At 65.2% G+C, this 17,824-nt stretch carries 17 protein-coding genes; 4 read left to right on the top strand and 13 right to left on the bottom strand.

The window, feature by feature from the left end:
• The 9 genes from H7828_RS21575 to iolD all read right to left on the bottom strand — a co-directional run bounded on the left by H7828_RS21575 (position 1) and on the right by iolD (position 9,198).
• Positions 1 to 1,137: a murein hydrolase activator EnvC family protein gene (locus H7828_RS21575; RefSeq protein WP_226783145.1), complete on the bottom strand. Its 1,137-nt coding sequence runs from the start codon at positions 1,135 to 1,137 to the stop codon at positions 1 to 3.
• On the bottom strand, positions 1,134 to 2,651 hold the full coding sequence (gpmI, locus tag H7828_RS21570; RefSeq protein ID WP_226783144.1) for a 2,3-bisphosphoglycerate-independent phosphoglycerate mutase: 1,518 nt from the start codon (positions 2,649 to 2,651) through the stop codon (positions 1,134 to 1,136). Before gpmI ends, H7828_RS21575 begins: the two co-directional genes overlap by 4 nt.
• 122 nt (positions 2,652 to 2,773) lie before the next feature.
• Positions 2,774 to 3,244, bottom strand: a complete 471-nt coding sequence (rlmH, locus tag H7828_RS21565) for a 23S rRNA (pseudouridine(1915)-N(3))-methyltransferase RlmH (protein WP_226783143.1) — start codon at positions 3,242 to 3,244, stop codon at positions 2,774 to 2,776.
• Positions 3,245 to 3,256: 12 nt separating this feature from the next.
• Positions 3,257 to 3,628 (bottom strand): ribosome silencing factor, encoded by a 372-nt coding sequence (gene rsfS / locus H7828_RS21560; RefSeq protein WP_342592313.1) that lies wholly within the window; start codon positions 3,626 to 3,628, stop codon positions 3,257 to 3,259.
• A gap of 178 nt (positions 3,629 to 3,806) precedes the next feature.
• Positions 3,807 to 4,649 carry a class II fructose-bisphosphate aldolase gene (locus H7828_RS21555; protein ID WP_226783141.1) on the bottom strand — a complete coding sequence of 281 codons (843 nt, stop codon included), beginning with the start codon at positions 4,647 to 4,649 and terminating at the stop codon, positions 3,807 to 3,809.
• The gene (locus H7828_RS21550) at positions 4,646 to 5,500 is read right to left on the bottom strand and encodes a 5-deoxy-glucuronate isomerase (RefSeq protein WP_226783140.1); all 855 of its coding nucleotides are present in this window, start codon (positions 5,498 to 5,500) and stop codon (positions 4,646 to 4,648) included. The genes H7828_RS21555 and H7828_RS21550 overlap by 4 nt, the downstream gene beginning before the upstream one ends.
• A gap of 12 nt (positions 5,501 to 5,512) precedes the next feature.
• Positions 5,513 to 6,490, bottom strand: a complete 978-nt coding sequence (gene iolC / locus H7828_RS21545; protein WP_226783139.1) for a 5-dehydro-2-deoxygluconokinase — start codon at positions 6,488 to 6,490, stop codon at positions 5,513 to 5,515.
• Positions 6,487 to 7,326, bottom strand: a complete 840-nt coding sequence (locus H7828_RS21540; RefSeq protein ID WP_226783138.1) for a phytanoyl-CoA dioxygenase family protein — start codon at positions 7,324 to 7,326, stop codon at positions 6,487 to 6,489. The genes iolC and H7828_RS21540 overlap by 4 nt, the downstream gene beginning before the upstream one ends.
• Positions 7,327 to 9,198 carry a 3D-(3,5/4)-trihydroxycyclohexane-1,2-dione acylhydrolase (decyclizing) gene (gene iolD, locus H7828_RS21535; RefSeq protein ID WP_226783137.1) on the bottom strand — a complete coding sequence of 624 codons (1,872 nt, stop codon included), beginning with the start codon at positions 9,196 to 9,198 and terminating at the stop codon, positions 7,327 to 7,329.
• A 109-nt stretch (positions 9,199 to 9,307) separates the two neighbouring features.
• On the opposite strand from iolD, the gene H7828_RS21530 reads away from it, so the two are divergent.
• From H7828_RS21530 to H7828_RS21520, 3 genes are read left to right on the top strand one after another with little or no spacing between them, the layout of a single operon-like run.
• Complete coding sequence (locus H7828_RS21530) at positions 9,308 to 10,411, top strand: Gfo/Idh/MocA family protein (protein WP_226783136.1); 1,104 nt, start codon at positions 9,308 to 9,310, stop codon at positions 10,409 to 10,411.
• 12 nt (positions 10,412 to 10,423) lie between these two features.
• The gene (locus H7828_RS21525) at positions 10,424 to 11,311 is read left to right on the top strand and encodes a sugar phosphate isomerase/epimerase family protein (RefSeq protein WP_226783135.1); all 888 of its coding nucleotides are present in this window, start codon (positions 10,424 to 10,426) and stop codon (positions 11,309 to 11,311) included.
• Positions 11,312 to 11,318: 7 nt separating this feature from the next.
• Positions 11,319 to 12,476: a Gfo/Idh/MocA family protein gene (locus tag H7828_RS21520; RefSeq protein ID WP_226783134.1), complete on the top strand. Its 1,158-nt coding sequence runs from the start codon at positions 11,319 to 11,321 to the stop codon at positions 12,474 to 12,476.
• Between the two features lie 85 nt (positions 12,477 to 12,561).
• Here the strand turns inward: H7828_RS21520 and H7828_RS21515 are convergent, their stop codons facing one another.
• The 4 genes from H7828_RS21515 to H7828_RS21500 all read right to left on the bottom strand — a co-directional run bounded on the left by H7828_RS21515 (position 12,562) and on the right by H7828_RS21500 (position 17,033).
• Complete coding sequence (locus tag H7828_RS21515; protein ID WP_226783133.1) at positions 12,562 to 15,054, bottom strand: GcvT family protein; 2,493 nt, start codon at positions 15,052 to 15,054, stop codon at positions 12,562 to 12,564.
• Between the two features lie 176 nt (positions 15,055 to 15,230).
• Positions 15,231 to 15,737: a pyridoxamine 5'-phosphate oxidase family protein gene (locus H7828_RS21510; RefSeq protein WP_226783132.1), complete on the bottom strand. Its 507-nt coding sequence runs from the start codon at positions 15,735 to 15,737 to the stop codon at positions 15,231 to 15,233.
• A gap of 3 nt (positions 15,738 to 15,740) precedes the next feature.
• Positions 15,741 to 15,938 carry a CsbD family protein gene (locus tag H7828_RS21505; protein ID WP_226783131.1) on the bottom strand — a complete coding sequence of 66 codons (198 nt, stop codon included), beginning with the start codon at positions 15,936 to 15,938 and terminating at the stop codon, positions 15,741 to 15,743.
• A gap of 108 nt (positions 15,939 to 16,046) precedes the next feature.
• The gene (locus tag H7828_RS21500) at positions 16,047 to 17,033 is read right to left on the bottom strand and encodes a 2-hydroxyacid dehydrogenase (protein WP_226783130.1); all 987 of its coding nucleotides are present in this window, start codon (positions 17,031 to 17,033) and stop codon (positions 16,047 to 16,049) included.
• 148 nt (positions 17,034 to 17,181) lie between these two features.
• On the opposite strand from H7828_RS21500, the gene H7828_RS21495 reads away from it, so the two are divergent.
• On the top strand, positions 17,182 to 17,697 hold the full coding sequence (locus H7828_RS21495; RefSeq protein WP_226783129.1) for an SH3 domain-containing protein: 516 nt from the start codon (positions 17,182 to 17,184) through the stop codon (positions 17,695 to 17,697).
• Positions 17,698 to 17,824 lie beyond the last annotated feature (127 nt).

Below are 17,824 nucleotides of genomic sequence, written 5' to 3'. Positions count from 1 at the left end.
TTATTCCTCATCCATTCGGAACCACAGGGCGGGATCCATCGGGTCTGGCCCGTCTCTCAACTCAATGTAAAGCGTTTCCTGTTGCGTTTTTCCATCCTCATCGCGCATCGGAGCGTCGAAACCCGCAAGGTCCGGCGAACCATTGCCACCCATCAGGCCCACCGGCGTATCGGCGGGAATGACCTGACCGGTATCACCATAAACCTGTTCCATCCCGGCCAGAACCATCAGATAGCCCGTCGCAGGCTCGAGGATCATCACATTTCCGTAGTCCAGCAGCGGACCGCGATAGCGGATCGTCGCGGGCCAGGGCGCCGTGACCAATGCGCCGGGCGCCGTCGCGATCAGCAATCCGGGCCGACGCACCCCCGCCGCGTCGGACTGTTCGAACCCGGCAATGACCCGGCCACGCACCGGCAGGCGCAGATCGCCCTGCGCCTGCGCGAAATCGGGCAGATCGCGGGCGATGTCATCCTCGGGCAAGACTGTCAGGCCGCTGGCGAAACCTTCCAGGGTTTCGGTGCTTTCGATCAGGCGCTGCATCTGCTCGGCGTCTTCGGTCATGCGCCGGGGCAGGTCCACCCGGTCGGAAATGGCGGTGGCCAGCCGGGTGCGCGCCTTCTGCACACCGCTCAGCCCCGATTGCAGCGTTTCCGCCGCGCTGGCCTGAAGCGCGCGCAGGGTGGCGATTTCGCCCAGGTCGGTGCGCAGCTCTGTCACCTCGGCCAGGACGGCGGGGGTCACGTCCGACAGGATCATGCCGGACCGCGCGGTGCCGATGGCGCCCGAGGGATGCAGCAGAAGCAGGGCTTCGGGGCTGCCCTGCATGGTCTGAAGCGCCGCCAGAAGCCCGCCAAGGCGCGCTGATTCGCGGTCGAAACGGGCGCGGATGTCGGCCTCGCGCCGGTTGGCCTGGCGCAGGCCCTCGCGCAGGGCGGACAGCCCCGCCTCATAGGCGCGCACCGTCTGGGTCAGGGCGGCGATCCGGTTGCGCGACCCCTCGGCCTCGGCCAGATCGCGCGCCGCCTGGTCAAGCTGCGCTGCCGCCCGCCGGGCGATGGCCGCCGGATCGGCCTGGGCCAGGGCCGCAAGGGGGGCCACGGCCAGCGCAAGGGACAGGACAGCGGCGCGGATCATCGCTGAATCAGGGTCTTTCCGGTCATTTCCTTCGGCAGGTCCAGCCCCATCAGGTCCAGCAGCGTCGGCGCCAGATCGGCCAGCCGCCCATCGCGCAGCGCCACGCCTTCGGGCCCGCCGAACAGCGCGACGGGAACAAGGTTGGTGGTGTGGCTGGTGTGCGGGCCGCCGGTTTCCGGGTCGATCATGGTTTCGCAATTGCCGTGATCGGCGGTGAGGATCATCGCGCCCCCGGCTTTTTCCAGCGCCGCCACCACCCGGCCAAGGCCGCTGTCCACGGCGGCGCAGGCCGCCTTCGCAGCCTCGAGATCGCCGGTATGGCCCACCATGTCGGGGTTGGCATAGTTGCAGACGATCAGGTCGTATCCCTTTTCGATCGCCTCTACGAAACGGTCCGTCACCTCGCCCGACGACATTTCCGGCTGCATGTCATAGGTCGCCACCTTGGGCGATTTCGGCATCGCGCGGTCTTCGCCCTCTTGCGGGGTTTCGCGCCCGCCATTCAGGAAGAAGGTCACATGGGGGTATTTCTCGGTTTCGGCCAGGCGGAACTGGGTCTTGTCGTGTTTCGCCACCCATTCGCCCAGGGTGTTGACCAGCACCTGCTTGGGGAAAACGGCGGTCCAGAATTCGTTGTGGGCCTCGGAGTAATCGACCATACCCAACCGTGCCGCCAGTTCGGGGCGCGGGCCCCGGTCGAACCCGTCGAAGGTGTCGAACCCGATGGCGGCCAGAATCTCGCGCGCGCGGTCGGCGCGGAAGTTCAGGCAGAACACGCCGTCACCGTCCTGCATCCCTGCATAGCCACCGATCACGGTGGCGGGGATGAATTCATCGGTTTTCTGCGCGTCATAGGCCTGTTGCAGCGCGTCATGCGCGGTGTCGGCACCGGCGCCCTGCCCCTGCACGATGGCGCGATAGGCCTGCTCCACCCGCTCCCACCTGTTGTCGCGGTCCATGGCGAAGTAGCGCCCCGTAACAGTCGCGATGGTGGTGTCGGGCGAATGTTCCTGGACCATGTCGATGAAATTGCCCGCCGATACGGGCGCTACGTCGCGCCCATCGGTGATGGCGTGGATCAGGACGGGAACGCCTTGCAGTTCTATCAACCGGGCCGTCTGGATCAGATGCGCGATATGCCCATGCACGCCACCATCCGACACCACCGCCAGCAGATGCGCGGTGCCACCAGTATCCTTCAGCGTGGCGATGAAATCCTGCAACGGCGCCTTGTCGCCATAGCTGCCGTCCTCGATGGCCAGGTCGATCTGGCCAAGGTCCATCGCCACCACGCGGCCCGCGCCGATGTTGGTATGACCCACTTCGGAATTGCCCATCTGCCCCTTCGGCAGCCCCACATCGGGGCCGAAGGTGACAAGGGTTGCATTGGGACAGCGCGCCATGATGCGGTCGAAGGTGGGGGTATCGGCCAGGGCCGGGGCGTTGGCCGATCTATCGGGGTTGAGGCCCCAGCCATCGAGAATGCACAGCACGACAGGTTTGGGAATGGTCATTTCAACGCCTCATCTGGTTTGCCGCAGTGATAGCGCGATCCGCGCCCGACCGGAACCGGCCGCGCGGGGTGGTGAGGGCAGGATTTGAGTATTTTTGGCAAGAAAGAGGGGCGCGTGGTGCATCACGCCCGGTGGTAGGGCCCGTTCGACAGGATCGAGGCGGCGCGGTAAAGCTGTTCGGCCAGCATCACCCTTACCAGCATATGCGGCCAGACCATGGCGCCAAAGGACAGCGCCGCATCCGCACCGGCGCGGAAATCGGGCGCGAGGCCGTCGGCGCCGCCGATGACGAAGGCCAGATCGCTGCGCCCCTGGTCGCGCCAGGTGGCCAGTTGATCGGCGAATTCGGGTGAGGAAAACCGCCGCCCCCGTTCATCCAGAACGCAGATCAGCGCGCCGGTGGGAACTGCACGGGCCAGAAGGGCGGCCTCGGCTGCCATGCCGCCACCCTTCTTGTCCTCGACTTCGGCCATGGTGGCGGGGCCAAGGGCAAGGGCGCGGCCTGTCCGGTCGAACCTGGTGAGGTAGTCATCAACCAGCGCACGCTCGGGGCCGCTGCGCAGGCGGCCCACGGCGCAGATATGCACACGCACGGCGAAAGACGATCAGGCCGGAGCCTGACCCTGCTGCTGACCGGGGTTCAGCCACATCTTCTCAAGCTGGTAGAATTCGCGCACTTCGGGGCGGAAGACGTGGACGATGACATCGCCCGTGTCGATCAGCACCCAGTCGCCGGCATCCTTGCCTTCGACCTTGCACAGGCGGTCATGGTCCTGCTTGAGGTGATCGGTCAGGTTCTGGGCGATCGACATGACCTGACGCGACGAACGACCCGAACAGATGACCATGTAGTCACCCATTTCGGACTTGCCGCGCAGATCGACGGTGACCACATCCTCGGCCTTGTCGTCGTCCAGGGATTTCAGAATCTCGGAAAGAAGCTGCTCGGAGGTCAGCGTGGAACCTTCGGCAGTCATGCGTCGGGCCGGGGCAGCCACAAGCGAGGCTGCATCTTGAGACAGGGACAGATCATTGTCCTCCTTCAAAGCACGCCGTCGGGCCCCGGCGCAGGGCATGGCAGGAACATAGCATCGCGGACCACAAATCTCAATGGAGGGTGCCGCGACAGTTTGCAACCCGGCAAAAAGGCGCGGTTCACCGCCGCAGATCCGGCGCGCCAAAGGCCGAGATCACCTGGCAGGCCGCCGTGAAAAGGGATTCGTGAGTGTCTTGCAGGATCTGCACCCGGTCGAAACGCGCCTGATCGGCGTTGACGGCGGCGCGCAGCGCGGCCCCGAAGGCCATGCGCAGCTCGGTCCCGATGTTGAACTTGCAGACCTTGCTGCCGGTGGCCAGTGCCCGGCGCTGCGCTAGCGGCACGCCCGAGCCGCCGTGGATCACCAGCGGCACATCGGTGACCGCCTCGATGGCGCGGATGCGCGCCTCATCCAGGCCACCTTCCCTCTCCTGCTGCAGATGCACGTTGCCGACAGAGATGGCCATGGCATCCACCCCTGTTTCGCGGGCAAAGCGCGCGGCTTCGTCCGGGTCGGTGCCGGCGGACCCTTCGCCGCCGGAATAGCCGACAAAACCGATTTCGCCCTCGCAGGAAATGCCCGCACCATGAGCCATTTCCGCGATCCGCACCGTTTCGTCGATGTTCTGCGCCAGCGGCCTGCGCGATCCGTCGAACATGAGCGAGGTAAAGCCCGCATCAAGGGCCTGCTGGCAATCCTCGTAGGTATAGCCATGATCGAGATGGGCCACGACGGGCACCGACACGCTTTCGGCCAGGTGGCGGAACATCGCCCCCAGCACCGGCAGCGGCGTATGCGCCCGGCACGACGGCCCGGCCTGCAGGATCACCGGCGCCCCAAGCGATTCGGCGGCCATGGTGAAGGCGCGCATGTCCTCCCACCCCAGGGTGACAAGGCCACCCACGGCGTAGTTGCCGCGCAGGGCCGGTTGCAGGACATCGGAAAGCGTGGCCAGTGTCATTTGAACTTTGCGATCATGTCCTTGATGCCGGGGATCGTTTCCAGCTGATCGGCATGGGAGGGTTGGAAATACTGCACCAGGCTGCGCTGGGACAGCCCGCCGAGGATGGTGAAATAATACATCTCGTACCCCGGCAGAACGGCGCAGGGGTGATAGCCGGAATCGAGGCAGATGGTCGAACCATCCACCAGGTGATAGGCATCGCCCGACTTGCCGTCTTCGCGTTGCAGCATCTGCACGCCGCTGCCGTGGTTGGGCCGGAAGCGGAAGTTGTAGGTTTCGTCGTGGCGCGTCTCGATCACTTCGTCGCCATCGCGCCGGTCGGTGTCATGCTTGTGGCTTGGAAAACCCGACCAGCCGCCCTGCCCGACGGTGAACAGCTCGCTCACCAGCAGGCGGCCCACACGGTCATGGTGCTTGTTGCCCAGAATGTGCTTGATCTTGCGATGGGTCTTGGTGTCGTCGCTGCCGTATTGCACCAGGTCGAGTTCGTCGCTGCGCACCGCGAAGGGGTAAAGCACCTTGTCGTATTTCGCCCCGGCCACGAAAACCTCGGCCGCGTCGGTGGTGCAGACCATGGTGGCCTTCGCCCCGGTGGGCACATAGACGCCCTCGGGCTCTCCGTCCCAGACATCGGTGGTGCGATTGCCCAGCCCGCCGACCTTGAACCCCTCGATTTCGACATCCACCGTGCCGGTGGCGGGCACGATGCAGGTTTCATATCCGGGCACGGCATATTCGAAGGCCTGCCCCTTCGTCAGCTTGACGATGTTGAAATAGTTCAACGGCACGCAACTGTCGTTCACATCGACGATGGGCTTGTTCTGGTTGTCGAAGGGGGCAATGTGCATGGGTCTTGTTCCTTATGCGTTGGGGCCGGGATGGCGGCCCAGGAAGGCGTTCAGTTCGGCCGGGTCGGGCATGGCGGGGGCGCAGCCGGGGCGCGATACGGTGATGGCCGCGCAGGCCGATCCGCGCAGCACAGCGGCGCGCAGGTCTTCGCCCGCGGCCAGCGCCGCCATCAGCCCGGCCATGAAGCTGTCGCCCGCGCCGGTGGGTTTCAGGGCGGTGACGGGATAGATGCCGGTGCGGATCTCCTCGCCGCCGGAAAGGGTGATCGCGCCCTTCTCGCCCATCTTGTAGATCACGATGCCTGCCGTGCTGGCGGCCAGATCGCGGGCCTTCTTCAGCCCCTTTTCGATGCCCCCGGCCATGAAACCGAATTCCTCGTCATTGCCGACGATCACGTCGGCCAGCGCGCCGGCGCGGCTCAGCACCTCTTCGGCCACTTGCGGCGAGGGCCAGGAATAGGGGCGGTAGTCGACATCGAAGATGATGGGCAGCCCCGCCTTTCGGGCCAGATCGAAGGCATGAAAGGCCGCGCCGCGCGAGGGTTCGGCGGCAAAGACCGTGCCCGCCGTGATCAGCGCGCCATAGGCGGTGTAATCCACCGCCTCGACATCGCCCCTGTCCATCTGGAAATCGGCGGCCCCGTTGCGGTAGATCACCGTCTGGTGATCCTCGACCCGGCTTTCATAGACGGCCAGCGAATTACGGTATTCCCCGCCCACGGGTTTCACATGGGTGGTATCGACGCCGTAGTGGTGCAACTGGTTCACGCAATAGCGCCCGATGGAATCGTCGCTGACCCGCGTGACGAGCGCCGCCTTGCCGCCGAACTTGCAGATTCCGGCGGCGATATTGGCCGAACTGCCCCCGAGGCCCGCCTTGAAGGTCACGCCATCCTCGGTGCGGGTGCCGGGGGGATCGGGGAAGAAATCCATCCCCGCCCGCCCGATCACCAGGAAATTGTTCTGCCGGATTCCGTCAAGCACCGTCATACCCGGCCCGCCGCGTTTTCGGGGCGCGCGGAATCCAGCACCTCGGGATAGCGGTAATCGAAGCCCATGAGCTGTCGCAATTCCGGGCTGGCCGCGTCGAGGAATTCATCGGGCAGCGCGCCGCGCATGTCCTCAAGCGGTTTCACCCACTTCGGCAGATAGTTGATGAGAACGGCCGAGCGGTCATGATCCGACCGGTTGGGCATGGCGCAATGCCAGGCCACGCCAAAGAACAGCGCCACATCACCAGGTTCGCCCAGCATCCGCTGCGCCTGCCCGTGAAAATCGTCGTCCTCGGTGGGATAGCGCAGTTCCTTTTGCGAACCCGGCACATAGGCCGTCGCGCCGCTTTCCTCGGTAAAGGGATCAAGGATCACCGACACCTGCGCGTTCATCGGAAAGCTGGCATTCAGGCCGATGGGGTGCGTGTCGGGCTTGTGGAAATCCCAGTATGGGTAATCGACGTGCGGCTCTTGCCCCGGGCCACCGGGCAGGATGCGGTTGGCCGCGATACTGCCCATGATGAACTCGGTCCCGAGGAACCGGCGCAGGATCGCCATGATCGTGGGCTGGGTGGCCATCTGGGCAAAGACATCGCCCTTGGCCAACAGGTTCCAGACCCGGCGTTGCAGGTTCAGCTTGCCCTCTTCGCGGGCGGCGCCCTGGAAATGGGTCACCTTCTCGGCCTCGCGCTCGGAATGCTCCATGATGATCGCGCGGGCCTCGGCGATCTGATCGGGGGTGAACAGCCCGGAAATCAGGACGGCACCGTCGCCATGCAGCAATTCGTCGACGATGATCGCGGGATCGGCTGTTTCAGCGGTAAACCGTTTCATTCAGATGCCCTTTCGCTGGCGCACCCGGGCGCTTTCGGATTCCTTGTGCGCCTCGGTCACGCTGTCGTGGTCCGAGACATGGGGCGTGCCCACCTCCCACCAGGCATGGCCGCCCGTGGTCCACCCCTCGTAGGGGTCCACCTGCATGACGATCACGCTTGTCTTGTCGGCCGCCTTGGCCCGTTTGAACGCCTCGGCCAGTTCGGCGGGGTTGGCCACCGTTTCCGCATCGGCCCCCATGGCGCGGGCGTGGGATTCGAAATCCACGGCAAAGGGGTTGATGGCGGTGGGCGTGTCGGCGATCAGGTTGTTGAAACTGTCCTGGCCGGTGTTGTTCTGCAGCTTGTTGATGACGGCGAACCCACCGTTGTCCAGAACGAGGACGATCAGCTTCTTGCCGGTCAGAACCGAAGAATAGATGTCGGAATTCATCAACAGATAGCTGCCGTCGCCACAGAAGACGATGGTATCCTGCTCCGGCTCGCCCTCGGACTGCGCGATCCGCGCGCCCCAGCCCCCGGCGATCTCGTATCCCATGCAGGAAAACCCGAACTCCACGTCCACGGTGCCGGTCTTCAGGGTGCGCCAGTTGGCCGTCACCTCGGCGGGCAAGCCCCCGGCGGCCGCCACGATCCGGTCGGCCGGATCACACAGCCCGTTCACCACGCCGATCGCCTGGGCATAGGAATTGGGCCGGTTGCCCGGGCGCACGTTGTCGGCAACGTAATCGTCCCACCTGGCGCGTTCGGCCTGCGCGGCCTTCCGCCAGCCTTCGGGCGCGCGGTATTCGCCAATGGCGGCGTCCAGCGCCGTCAACCCCAGCTTCGCATCCCCCACCACGGGCAGCGACATGTGTTTGCCCGCGTCATGGCGGGCGGCGTTCAGCGAGATGAAGCGCGCATCATGGGCAAAGGCCGTCCACGAACCGGTGGTGAAATCCTGCAACCGGCTGCCCACCGACAGGATCACATCGGCTCGCTCGGCCAGCCAGTTGGCGCAATCCGATCCGGTCACACCGACAGGGCCAAGGTTCAGCGGATGATCGTTCACCAGGTTGGCGCGCCCGGCGATGGTTTCGATCACCGGAATGCCGCGGGATTCGGCAAAAGCGGTCAGCTCGGCCACCGCGCGCGAATACTGCACGCCGCCACCAGCGATGATCGCGGGGCGCGCAGCGCCCGAGAGAAGAGCGGCCGCTTCCGCCACCTCTTCCGCATCAGGCGCCTGACGGCGAATGCGATGTACCTTATCGGCGAAGAAGGCGACGGGATAATCCCATGTCCACCCCTGCACATCCTGGGGCAGCGCCAGGAAGGCCGGCCCGCAATCGGCGGGGTCCAGCATGGTCGCCACTGCGGCGGGCAACGTCTGCACCACCTGCGCCGGATGGGTGATCCGGTCCCAGTACCGCGATACCGCCTTGAACCCGTCGTTCAGGCCCAGCGCCGGATTGCCGAAATGTTCAAGCTGTTGCAGCACCGGGTCGGGCAGCCGCGTGAGGAACGTATCGCCGCACAACAGCAGCACCGGCAACCGGTTGGCATGAGCCAGCGCCGCCGCGGTCATCAGGTTGGCGGTGCCCGGCCCGGCGCTGGCGGTGCAGAACATGAACCTCTGGCGCAGGTGGTACTTGGCATAGGCCGCGGCGGCGAACCCCATCCCCTGTTCATTCTGACCCCGATAAAGCGGCAGCACGTCGCGGTGATCGTACAGCGCCTCGCCCAGACAGGTGACATTGCCGTGCCCGAAGATGCCAAAGCCGCCGCCGCAAAGCCGGGTCTTCTCCCCGTCGATCTCGATGTATTGGGCGGCCAGGTAACGCACGATGGCCTGCGCCACGGTCAGGGTGACGGTTTCGGGTTGGTCGCTCACTTCATTCTCCCTGTGTCGCTTTGCAGATTGGCCATTGACCCGGCGGTCCAGTCAAGGATACGCCTTTTGCAACCGGTTGCAATCGGTTTCTGGAATCGAAGGGGGCCACATGGCACAGATCGGGATCGGGGTGATCGGCGGCGGCTATATGGGCAAGGCCCACGCCATCGCCCACAGCGCGGTCGGCGCGATCTTTCAGACCGCATTGCGCCCGCGCCTCGTGTCGATCGCAGGGTCGACACCGGAAAGCGGCGCGCGCCATGCCCGGGCCTTCGGCTTTGAAAAGGGCGCCGAAAACTGGCGCGCCGTGGTGGACGACCCCGAGGTCGGCGCCGTGGTCATCGCCGCGCCGCAGTCCACCCACCGCGCGATTGCCGAGGCTGCGCTTGCCCTTGGCAAACCGGTGTTCTGCGAAAAGCCGCTGGGCGCCGCGCTGGAGGACAGCCGCGCCATGGTGGCAGCGGCCGAACAGGCCAGCGTCGTGAACATGAGCGGTTTCAACTACATCCGGACCCCCGCCTCGCAATTCGCCCGTCAGCTTCTGGCCGAGGGTGCCATCGGCACGCCCACCTTCTTTCGCGGCGAACATACCGAGGACTTCCTGGCCGATCCCACCGCCCCCGCCACATGGCGCAGCCGTGGGCGGGCCAATGGCTGCATGGGTGATCTGTCGCCCCACATGATCAACGCCGCCCGCGCGCTGATGGGGCCGATTGCCGCGCTGTCGGCCCAGATCGAAACGGTGCATCCCGAACGCTGCGGCGTCGCGGTCGACAACGACGATCAGGGGCAGATGATGGTGCGCTTCGACAGTGGCGTCACGGGTCACCTGATGTTCAGCCGCGTGGCGACAGGGCGCAAGATGGGATATGCCTATGAAATCCACGGCACGGCGGGCGCGATCCGCTTCGATGGTGAGGATCAGAACGCCCTCTGGCTCTATGAAATGTCCGGGCCGCATGAGACGCGCGGCTTTCGCAAGATCCTGACCGGCCCCGACCACCCCGATTACCTGCCCTTCTGCCAGGGGCCGGGCCATGGCACCGGCTACCTCGACCAGATCATCATCGAGGCGAAGGATTTTCTTGAGGCGATCCACGCGGGCCATTCGAAATGGCCGGATTTCCGCGAGGGCATGGAAGTGAACCGGGTGGTCGAGGCCGCCTTTGCAAGCAATGACACAGGCACCTGGGTAAAGGTCGCCGATTTCTGAAAGGACACCCCAATGATCACCATCGGCAACGCCCCCTGTTCCTGGGGGGTCGAATTTGCGAACGATCCGCGCAACCCCGACTGGCGCCGCGTGCTGGCCGAAAACGCCACCGCCGGATACACCGGGATCGAACTTGGCCCCGTCGGCTTCATGCCCGAAGACCCGGCCCTGCTGGCCGAAGCACTGGCCGAACACGGCCAGACCCTGATCGGCGGCGTGGTGTTCCGCGCCTTTCACGACCCGGCCCAGTGGGACGATGTGATGGACGGCGCGCAACGCACCTGCCGCGCACTCACGGCCCACGGCGCCAAACACCTCGTGCTGATCGATTCCATCTCGCCCCGCCGCGCCCCCACGGCCGGACGCGCGGACAAGGCCGAACAGATGGACAAGGCCGAATGGACCGCCTTCCGCGACCGGATCGCCACCGTGGCGAAACTGGGCGCCGAGGAATACGGGTTGACCGTGGGCATCCACGCCCATGCGGCCGGCTTCATCGACTTTGAACCCGAACTTGAACGCCTGCTGGACGACGTGGACGAGGCGCACCTCAAGATCTGCTTCGACACCGGGCACCATTCCTATGCCGGCTATGATCCGGTCGCCTTCATGAAGCGGCACATGGGCCGGATCAGCTACATGCATTTCAAGGATATCGACCCGGCAGTAAAGGCCCGGGCGGTCGAGAACCGCACCGGGTTCTACGATGCCTGCGGCCAGGGGATCTTCTGCAACCTCGGTCAGGGCGACGTGGATTTTCCCGCCGTGCGGCAGGTGCTTCTGGACGCCGGATTCGATGGCTGGTGCACCGTCGAACAGGATTGCGACCCCGAGGGCGCGACCGTGCCGTTGAACGACGCGAAGGCGAACCGCGAATACCTGCAATCCATCGGGTTCTGAGGGCATCATGGCAAAACTGAACTGGGGCATGATCGGCGGCGGCAAGGGCAGCCAGATCGGACCGGCACACCGGCTGGGCGCCGGGCTGGACGGGGCGTTCTCCATGGTGGCGGGCGCGCTGGACCATGACCCGCAGGCGGGCCGCGCCTTTGCGGGCGACCTGGGCATCGCGCCCGACCGCGCCTATGGCGATTGGCGCGAGATGCTGGCGGGCGAAAAGGGGCGCGCGGATCGCTGCGATCTTGTCACCGTGGCGACCCCCAACGCCACGCATTTCGAGATCACCAAGGCCTTTCTGGAAGGCGGGTTCCATGTGCTCTGCGAAAAGCCGATGACGATGACCGTCGAGGAAGGCGAGGAGATCGTGAAGATCGCCCGCACCACCGGCCGCATCTGCGCGGTGAACTATGGCTACAGCGGCTATTCCCTGGTCCGGCACATGCGGGCCATGGTGGCGCGCGGCGATCTGGGCGCGGTGCGGGTGGTGGTGGCGGAATTTTCCCACGGCCACCACGCCGACGCCGCCCAGGCCGACAATCCGCGCGTGCGCTGGCGCTATGACCCGGCCCAGATGGGCGCATCGGCGCAGTTCGCCGATTGTGGCATCCACGCCCTGCACATGGCCAGCTTCGTGACGGGGCAAGAGGTGGAGCGGCTGAGCGCCGATTTCGCCTCGACCATCCCCTCGCGCCAGTTGGAAGACGACGCGATGGTCAATTTCCGCATGTCGGGTGGTGCTGTCGGGCGGCTCTGGACCAGTGCCGTCGCCGTCGGGCGGATGCATGGGTTGACGATCCAGGTTTTCGGCGAATTGGGCGGGTTGCGCTGGTCGCAGGAACAGCCCAACCAGCTTTACTGGACGCCCACCGGGGGCCGGGTGCAGGTGATCGAGCGCGGCGAGGCGGGCCTGTCGCCCGAGGCCGACCGCACCAGCCGTGTCACCATCGGCCATGCCGAGGGGATGCCGCTGGCCTTCGCCAATATCTATGCCGACCTGGCCGAGGCGATCCGCGCCGAAAAGGGCGGGCGCCCCATGGACGCGGCGGCCGATCTTTACCCCCGCGCCGAGGATGGGTTGCGCAGCATGGCGGCAGTGCACACGGCCGTCGCCTCGGCCCGCGAGGGCGGCGTCTGGATGGACGCGCGCCCCCCGATGCTGCGCTGAACCGGCAAGACCTGCGCCGGGGGCTTCTGTCGGAGCCTCCGGCGGGGATAATTGAAGACCAAAGATGGGGGCGGCGGCGCGGATCTCAGCCGTTCACGCGGATGCGGGCGTTTTCGGGGTCATGCGGGCTGTCTTCGGTGACGGTGGCCTTCCACAATTCGCGCTGCATCCGCACCTTCAGTTCGGTGCCCGGTTCGGCCAGGTCGGGGCGGACATAGCCCATGCCGATGCTCTTGCCGAAAGCCACGGAATATCCCCCCGATGTCAGGCGCCCCACCCTTTCATCGCCGTGATAGAGCGCCTCGCGCCCCCATGGGGCGGCGTCGTCGGAGCCGTCAATCAGCAGAGTCACGCATTTCGAGCGGACGCCGGTATCAAGCATGGCCTGCTTGCCGTGAAAGTCCTTTTCCAGATCGACGAAGCGGTCCAACCCGGCCTCAAGCGGGGTGGCATCGCGGCCCAACTCGTTTCCGAAGGCGCGGTACGACTTTTCCTGGCGCAGCCAGTTCTGCGCCCGCGCCCCCACCAGTTTCAACCCGTGGGGTTCGCCCGCCTCCATCAGCCGGTCGAAGAGATGGTTCTGCATCTCCATCGGATGATGCAACTCCCACCCCAGTTCGCCGGTATAGGCGACGCGGATGGCGAGGGTGGGCACCATGCCCAATTCGATGTCGCGCGCCGACAGCCAGGGAAAGGCCTTGTTCGACAGCGCAATCTCGGGGTTGGGATCGCGGATCAGCGCCCCCAGCACATCGCGCGACCGTGGCCCGGCCAGCGCGAAGACGCCCCATTGCCCGGTCACGTCATGCACATGAACGCTGGCGCCGCCGCGGGCCATGAAATCTTGGGCCGACTTTTGCAGGAAATCGGCGTCATAGGCCTGCCAGGCCCCGGCCGAGATCAGGTAATAGCCATCCTCGCGGCGGCGCACGATGGTGTATTCGGTGCGCGTGGTGCCTGCCCCGGTCAGCGCATAGGTCAGGTTGATGCGCCCGACGCGGGGCAGCTTGTTGGTGGTGAACCCGTCAAGAAAGGCGGTCGCACCCGGGCCCGACACCCAATGCTTGGTGAAGGCCGAGGCATCGATCATCCCGACGCCCTCGCGGATCGCCCGTGCCTCGTCCACCGCGTATTGCCACCAGCCGCCGCGCCGGAAACTGCGGCTGTCGTGATCGTTGTGGTCGATGGTGGCGAAGTAATTGGGCCGCTCCCATCCGTTGACCTGGCCGAACTGCGCGCCGCGCGCCTTCATGCGGTCGTAACAGGGGGCGGTCTTCAGCGGGCGGGCGGCGGGGCGTTCCTCATCCGGGTGGTGCAGGATGTAGACATGCTCATAGGCCTCTTCGTTCTTCTTCATGGCGTATTCGGTGGTCATCCACGATCCGAAGCGTTTCGGATCAAGCGATGCCATGTCGATTTCGGCTTCGCCCTCGACCATCAGGTCGGCCAGGTACTTGCCCGCCCCACCCGCGGCGGTGATACCAAAGGAGAACCCCTCGGCCAGCCACATGTTGCGCAGGCCCGGCGCGGGGCCGATCAGCGGGTTGCCGTCGGGGGTATAACAGATCGGGCCGTTGAAATCGTCCTTGAGCCCGCAGTTCTCACAACTGGGGATGCGGTGGATCATCGCCATGTACTGTTCCTCGATCCGTTCGAGATCAAGCTGGAACAGGTCGGCGCGGAAACTGTCGGGCACGCCGTATTCAAACCGGGCGGGCGCGTCTTTCTCATACACACCCAGAATCCAGCCGCCGCGTTCCTCGCGCACATAGCTTTGCGCGTCGGCGTCGCGGATCACCGGGTGTTCGGGGTGGGTCTTGCGGAATTCCACCAGGGCGGGGTCCGGCTCCATCACGATGAACTGGTGTTCCACGGGAATCGCCGGGATCTTCAGCCCCAGTAGGCGCGCCGTGCGCTGCGCGTGGTTGCCGGTGGCGGTGACGACATGTTCGGCATGGATCACCACCTGTTCGTCCGAGGCCACCAGATTGCCGCCCTTTTCCACCATCTTCGTGCAGGTGACATCCCAGTGATCGCCGGCCCAGTGATAGCCATCCACCTGCCACTTGCGTTCGATGCTGACACCGCGCTGGCGGGCGCCCTTGGCCATGGCCATGGTCACGTCGGCGGGGTTTATGTAGCCGTCGGTGGGGTGATAGATCGCGCCTTCCAGGTCATCGGTGCGGATCAGCGGCCAGCGGTCCTTGATCTGGGCGGGGGTCATCCATTCGAAAGGCACGCCGCAGGTTTCGGCCGTGGCCGCATAAAGCATGTATTCGTCCATCCGCGCGCTGCTTTGCGCCATGCGCAGGTTGCCGACGACCGAGAACCCGGCGTTCAGGCCGGTTTCTTCCTCAAGCGTCTTGTAGAACCTGATCGAATAGTCGTGGATGTGGGTCGTGGCATAGGACATGTTGAAATAGGGCAGAAGGCCCGCCGCGTGCCACGTCGACCCCGAGGTCAGTTCGTCCCGCTCCAGCAGCATCACGTCGGACCAGCCTGCCCTGGCCAGGTGGTAGGCGATCGAGGTGCCGACGGCGCCGCCGCCGACGACCAGAGCTTTGACGTGGGTTTTCATCTGCCGATTCCTTGCTGAAGCGATTGCCGCCACTGTGCCCATTGTCGGGCCAGACGGACCACGGGTGCCGACGCAGTTTCAGCCGAAACCGACGCGCGGTGTCAAATCCGCCCACCAGACGCGAAAAGGGCCGCGCCATGGCTGGCGCGGCCCTTGAAAAATCACTCGTTAAACCATCACGCGGCGTTCTGGAAATTGATCACCACGTGTTCGCCCACGTCGGGTTTCTTGTCTTCCGACATGTTGGCCCGGGCCACTTCAAGCCCGAAGACCAGAGGGTTGCCTGTCGAGGTCCAAAGCGCGGCCTCGTGCAGGGGCATCTGCAAGAGGCAGATGTCCGGATCATCGCGCCCCTTGTCGAACCAGGAGGCGGCAACCACCGACCATATCTCGTCCAGCTTGGAGGCGTCTTCGCTCTGGCTCAGCGGGCCCGACATGCAGGCCCATGTGCGTTGATCGGACCCGGTGACGGTGAAATGGGCGGTCGCGCCCATTCCCGTTGCCCTTACCAGATCGGTCTTCAGCGAGGTGATGAACCACAGCGTTGCCGTGTCGCTGTCGAAGTGGTGGGTCATGGGCTGCATGTGCTGCCCTGACCCTTCCACCCCCAGCATGCCCGCCTGAACGTCATTCAAGGTGTCGAACAACGCCTTGCGTGCATCGGTTTGGGACATGCCGCTCATGGCTCAGTTCTCGTTCAGGAACTTGTCCACTTCCTCGCGGGCCTGTTCCTTGGTCTTGCCATAGCGTTCCTGGATGCGGCCTTCCAGCTGCTCGCGGTTGCCCTCGGCCTTGTCCAGGTCATCGTCGGTCAGGTCGCCCCACTTCTCCTGAACCTTGCCCTTGAATTGCTTCCAGTTGCCTTCGATTTGATCCCAGTTCATGTACTTCGTCCTTTCGGTGTTGCGAATTGCTTACTCAATGCCCGCAACGCGCCGAAGTTCCATGACCCGCGAAAAATCGATGGTTTACCAATGCCCTTCCAAGGGCTGTCACAGCATGGAGGGCACCACCTGGTCAGGTGGGCGATGACCGTCGGCGAAGGTCTTGATGTTGATGATCACCTTCTCGCCCATCTCGATCCGCCCCTCCAGCGTGGCACTGCCCATGTGCGGCAGCAGCACGACATTGGGAAGCTCGCGCAGGCGGGGGTTGATCTCGTGACCGCGCTCGAACACGTCCAGACCGGCGCCCGCGATTTCGCCCGCGCGCAGGCCACGGGTCAGGGCGTTCTCGTCGATCACCTCGCCGCGCGAAGTGTTGACGATCACCGCGCTGGGTTTCATCAGCTTCAGCCGCCGGGCGTTCATCAGGTGGAAGGTGCTGGGCGTGTGCGGGCAGTTGACGCTGACGATGTCCATGCGGCTGACCATCTGGTCCAGGCTTTCCCAATAGGTGGCGTCCAGCGCCTGTTCGGTTTCCGGGCGCAGGCGCTTGCGGTTGTGGTAATGCACCTGCATCCCGAAGGCCGCCGCGCGCCGTGCCACCGCCTGCCCGATCCGCCCCATCCCGAGGATCCCCAGCCGCCGCCCGCCGACCCGCCCGCCCAGGAACGCGGTGGGCGCCCAGCCGGTCCAGTTGCCCGACTGCATGGCGGCCAGCCCCTCGGGGATGCGCCGGGTGACGGCGAGAATCAGCGCCATCGTCATGTCGGCGGTATCGTCGGTGACCACGCCGGGTGTGTTGGAGACCAGAATGCCCCGCTGGCGCGCCGTCGCCACGTCCAGCCGATCCACCCCCGCGCCGTAATGGGCGATCAGTTTCAGCCGCTCGCCCGCCTGGGCCAGCAGCGGGGCGTCGATCTGATCGGTCACCGTGGGCACCAGCACATCGGCATTGCGCACCGCCGCGACCAGTTCGTCGCGCGTCATCGGCGCGTCATCGGTGCGCAGGGTGACGTTGAACAGCTCGCTCATCCGGGTTTCCACCACCTCGGGCAACCGTCGCGTAACGACAACACTCAGACGCTGACCTGCCATTGCCTACTCCCTTGAACTTTTATTCCCGGATGGGTTGGGTCAAAGTGACAAGGAACGGGGCGCGGCACAAGAGCGGCCGACAGACCCCGGCGCCGAAACATCGGCATCATGGGCAGCGATCGAGAAACCACAAAGTGGTGCAGGGCAAATGACAGGCAAAAATATCGGCTTCGGGGCGGTTCTGGCCGCCCTCATCGTTCTTTCGTCCGGAAGCGGCGCCGTTTCGGCCGCCGACAAGGTGGGTCCGGTGACCAACCTGCCGATCCCGCGCTTCGTGTCGATGAAGGCCACCGAGGGCAACGTGCGCCGCGGGCCGTCCCTCACCCACCGCATCGATTGGGTCTACAAGCGCAAGGACCTGCCGCTTGAGATCACCGCCGAATACGGACACTGGCGCCAGGTGCGCGACCATGACGGCGCCGGTGGCTGGGTGCATTACTCGCTTCTGTCCGGGGTGCGCACCGTGTTGATCGAGGGCGACCAGGTGAGACTTTTCGACCGCCCCGACCCGAATTCCGCGGTCGAGGCGATTGCCGAGAAGGGCGTCGTCGCACGGCTGGGCGAATGCATCCCCGACTGGTGCCGCATCCGCGCCGACGGCTACCGGGGCTGGGCCCGCAAGACCGCGCTTTGGGGTGTGGCCCCCGACGAACTGCGCGAATGACGGTAGTGGGTCAGTTTGAAATCAGAAAGTAAACCCTCGCGCGAGGCACCATTTGCACCGACCCGCGCGAGGCACTATCTTGGGTACATGACAAACAAGCCCAAAAGACCCCGTGACGCCAACCAGC

The organism is Oceaniglobus trochenteri (assembly GCF_020529025.1).
Classification (GTDB): Bacteria; Pseudomonadota; Alphaproteobacteria; order Rhodobacterales; family Rhodobacteraceae; genus Oceaniglobus; species Oceaniglobus trochenteri.
This window is presented reverse-complemented; position numbering and strand designations above follow the sequence as displayed.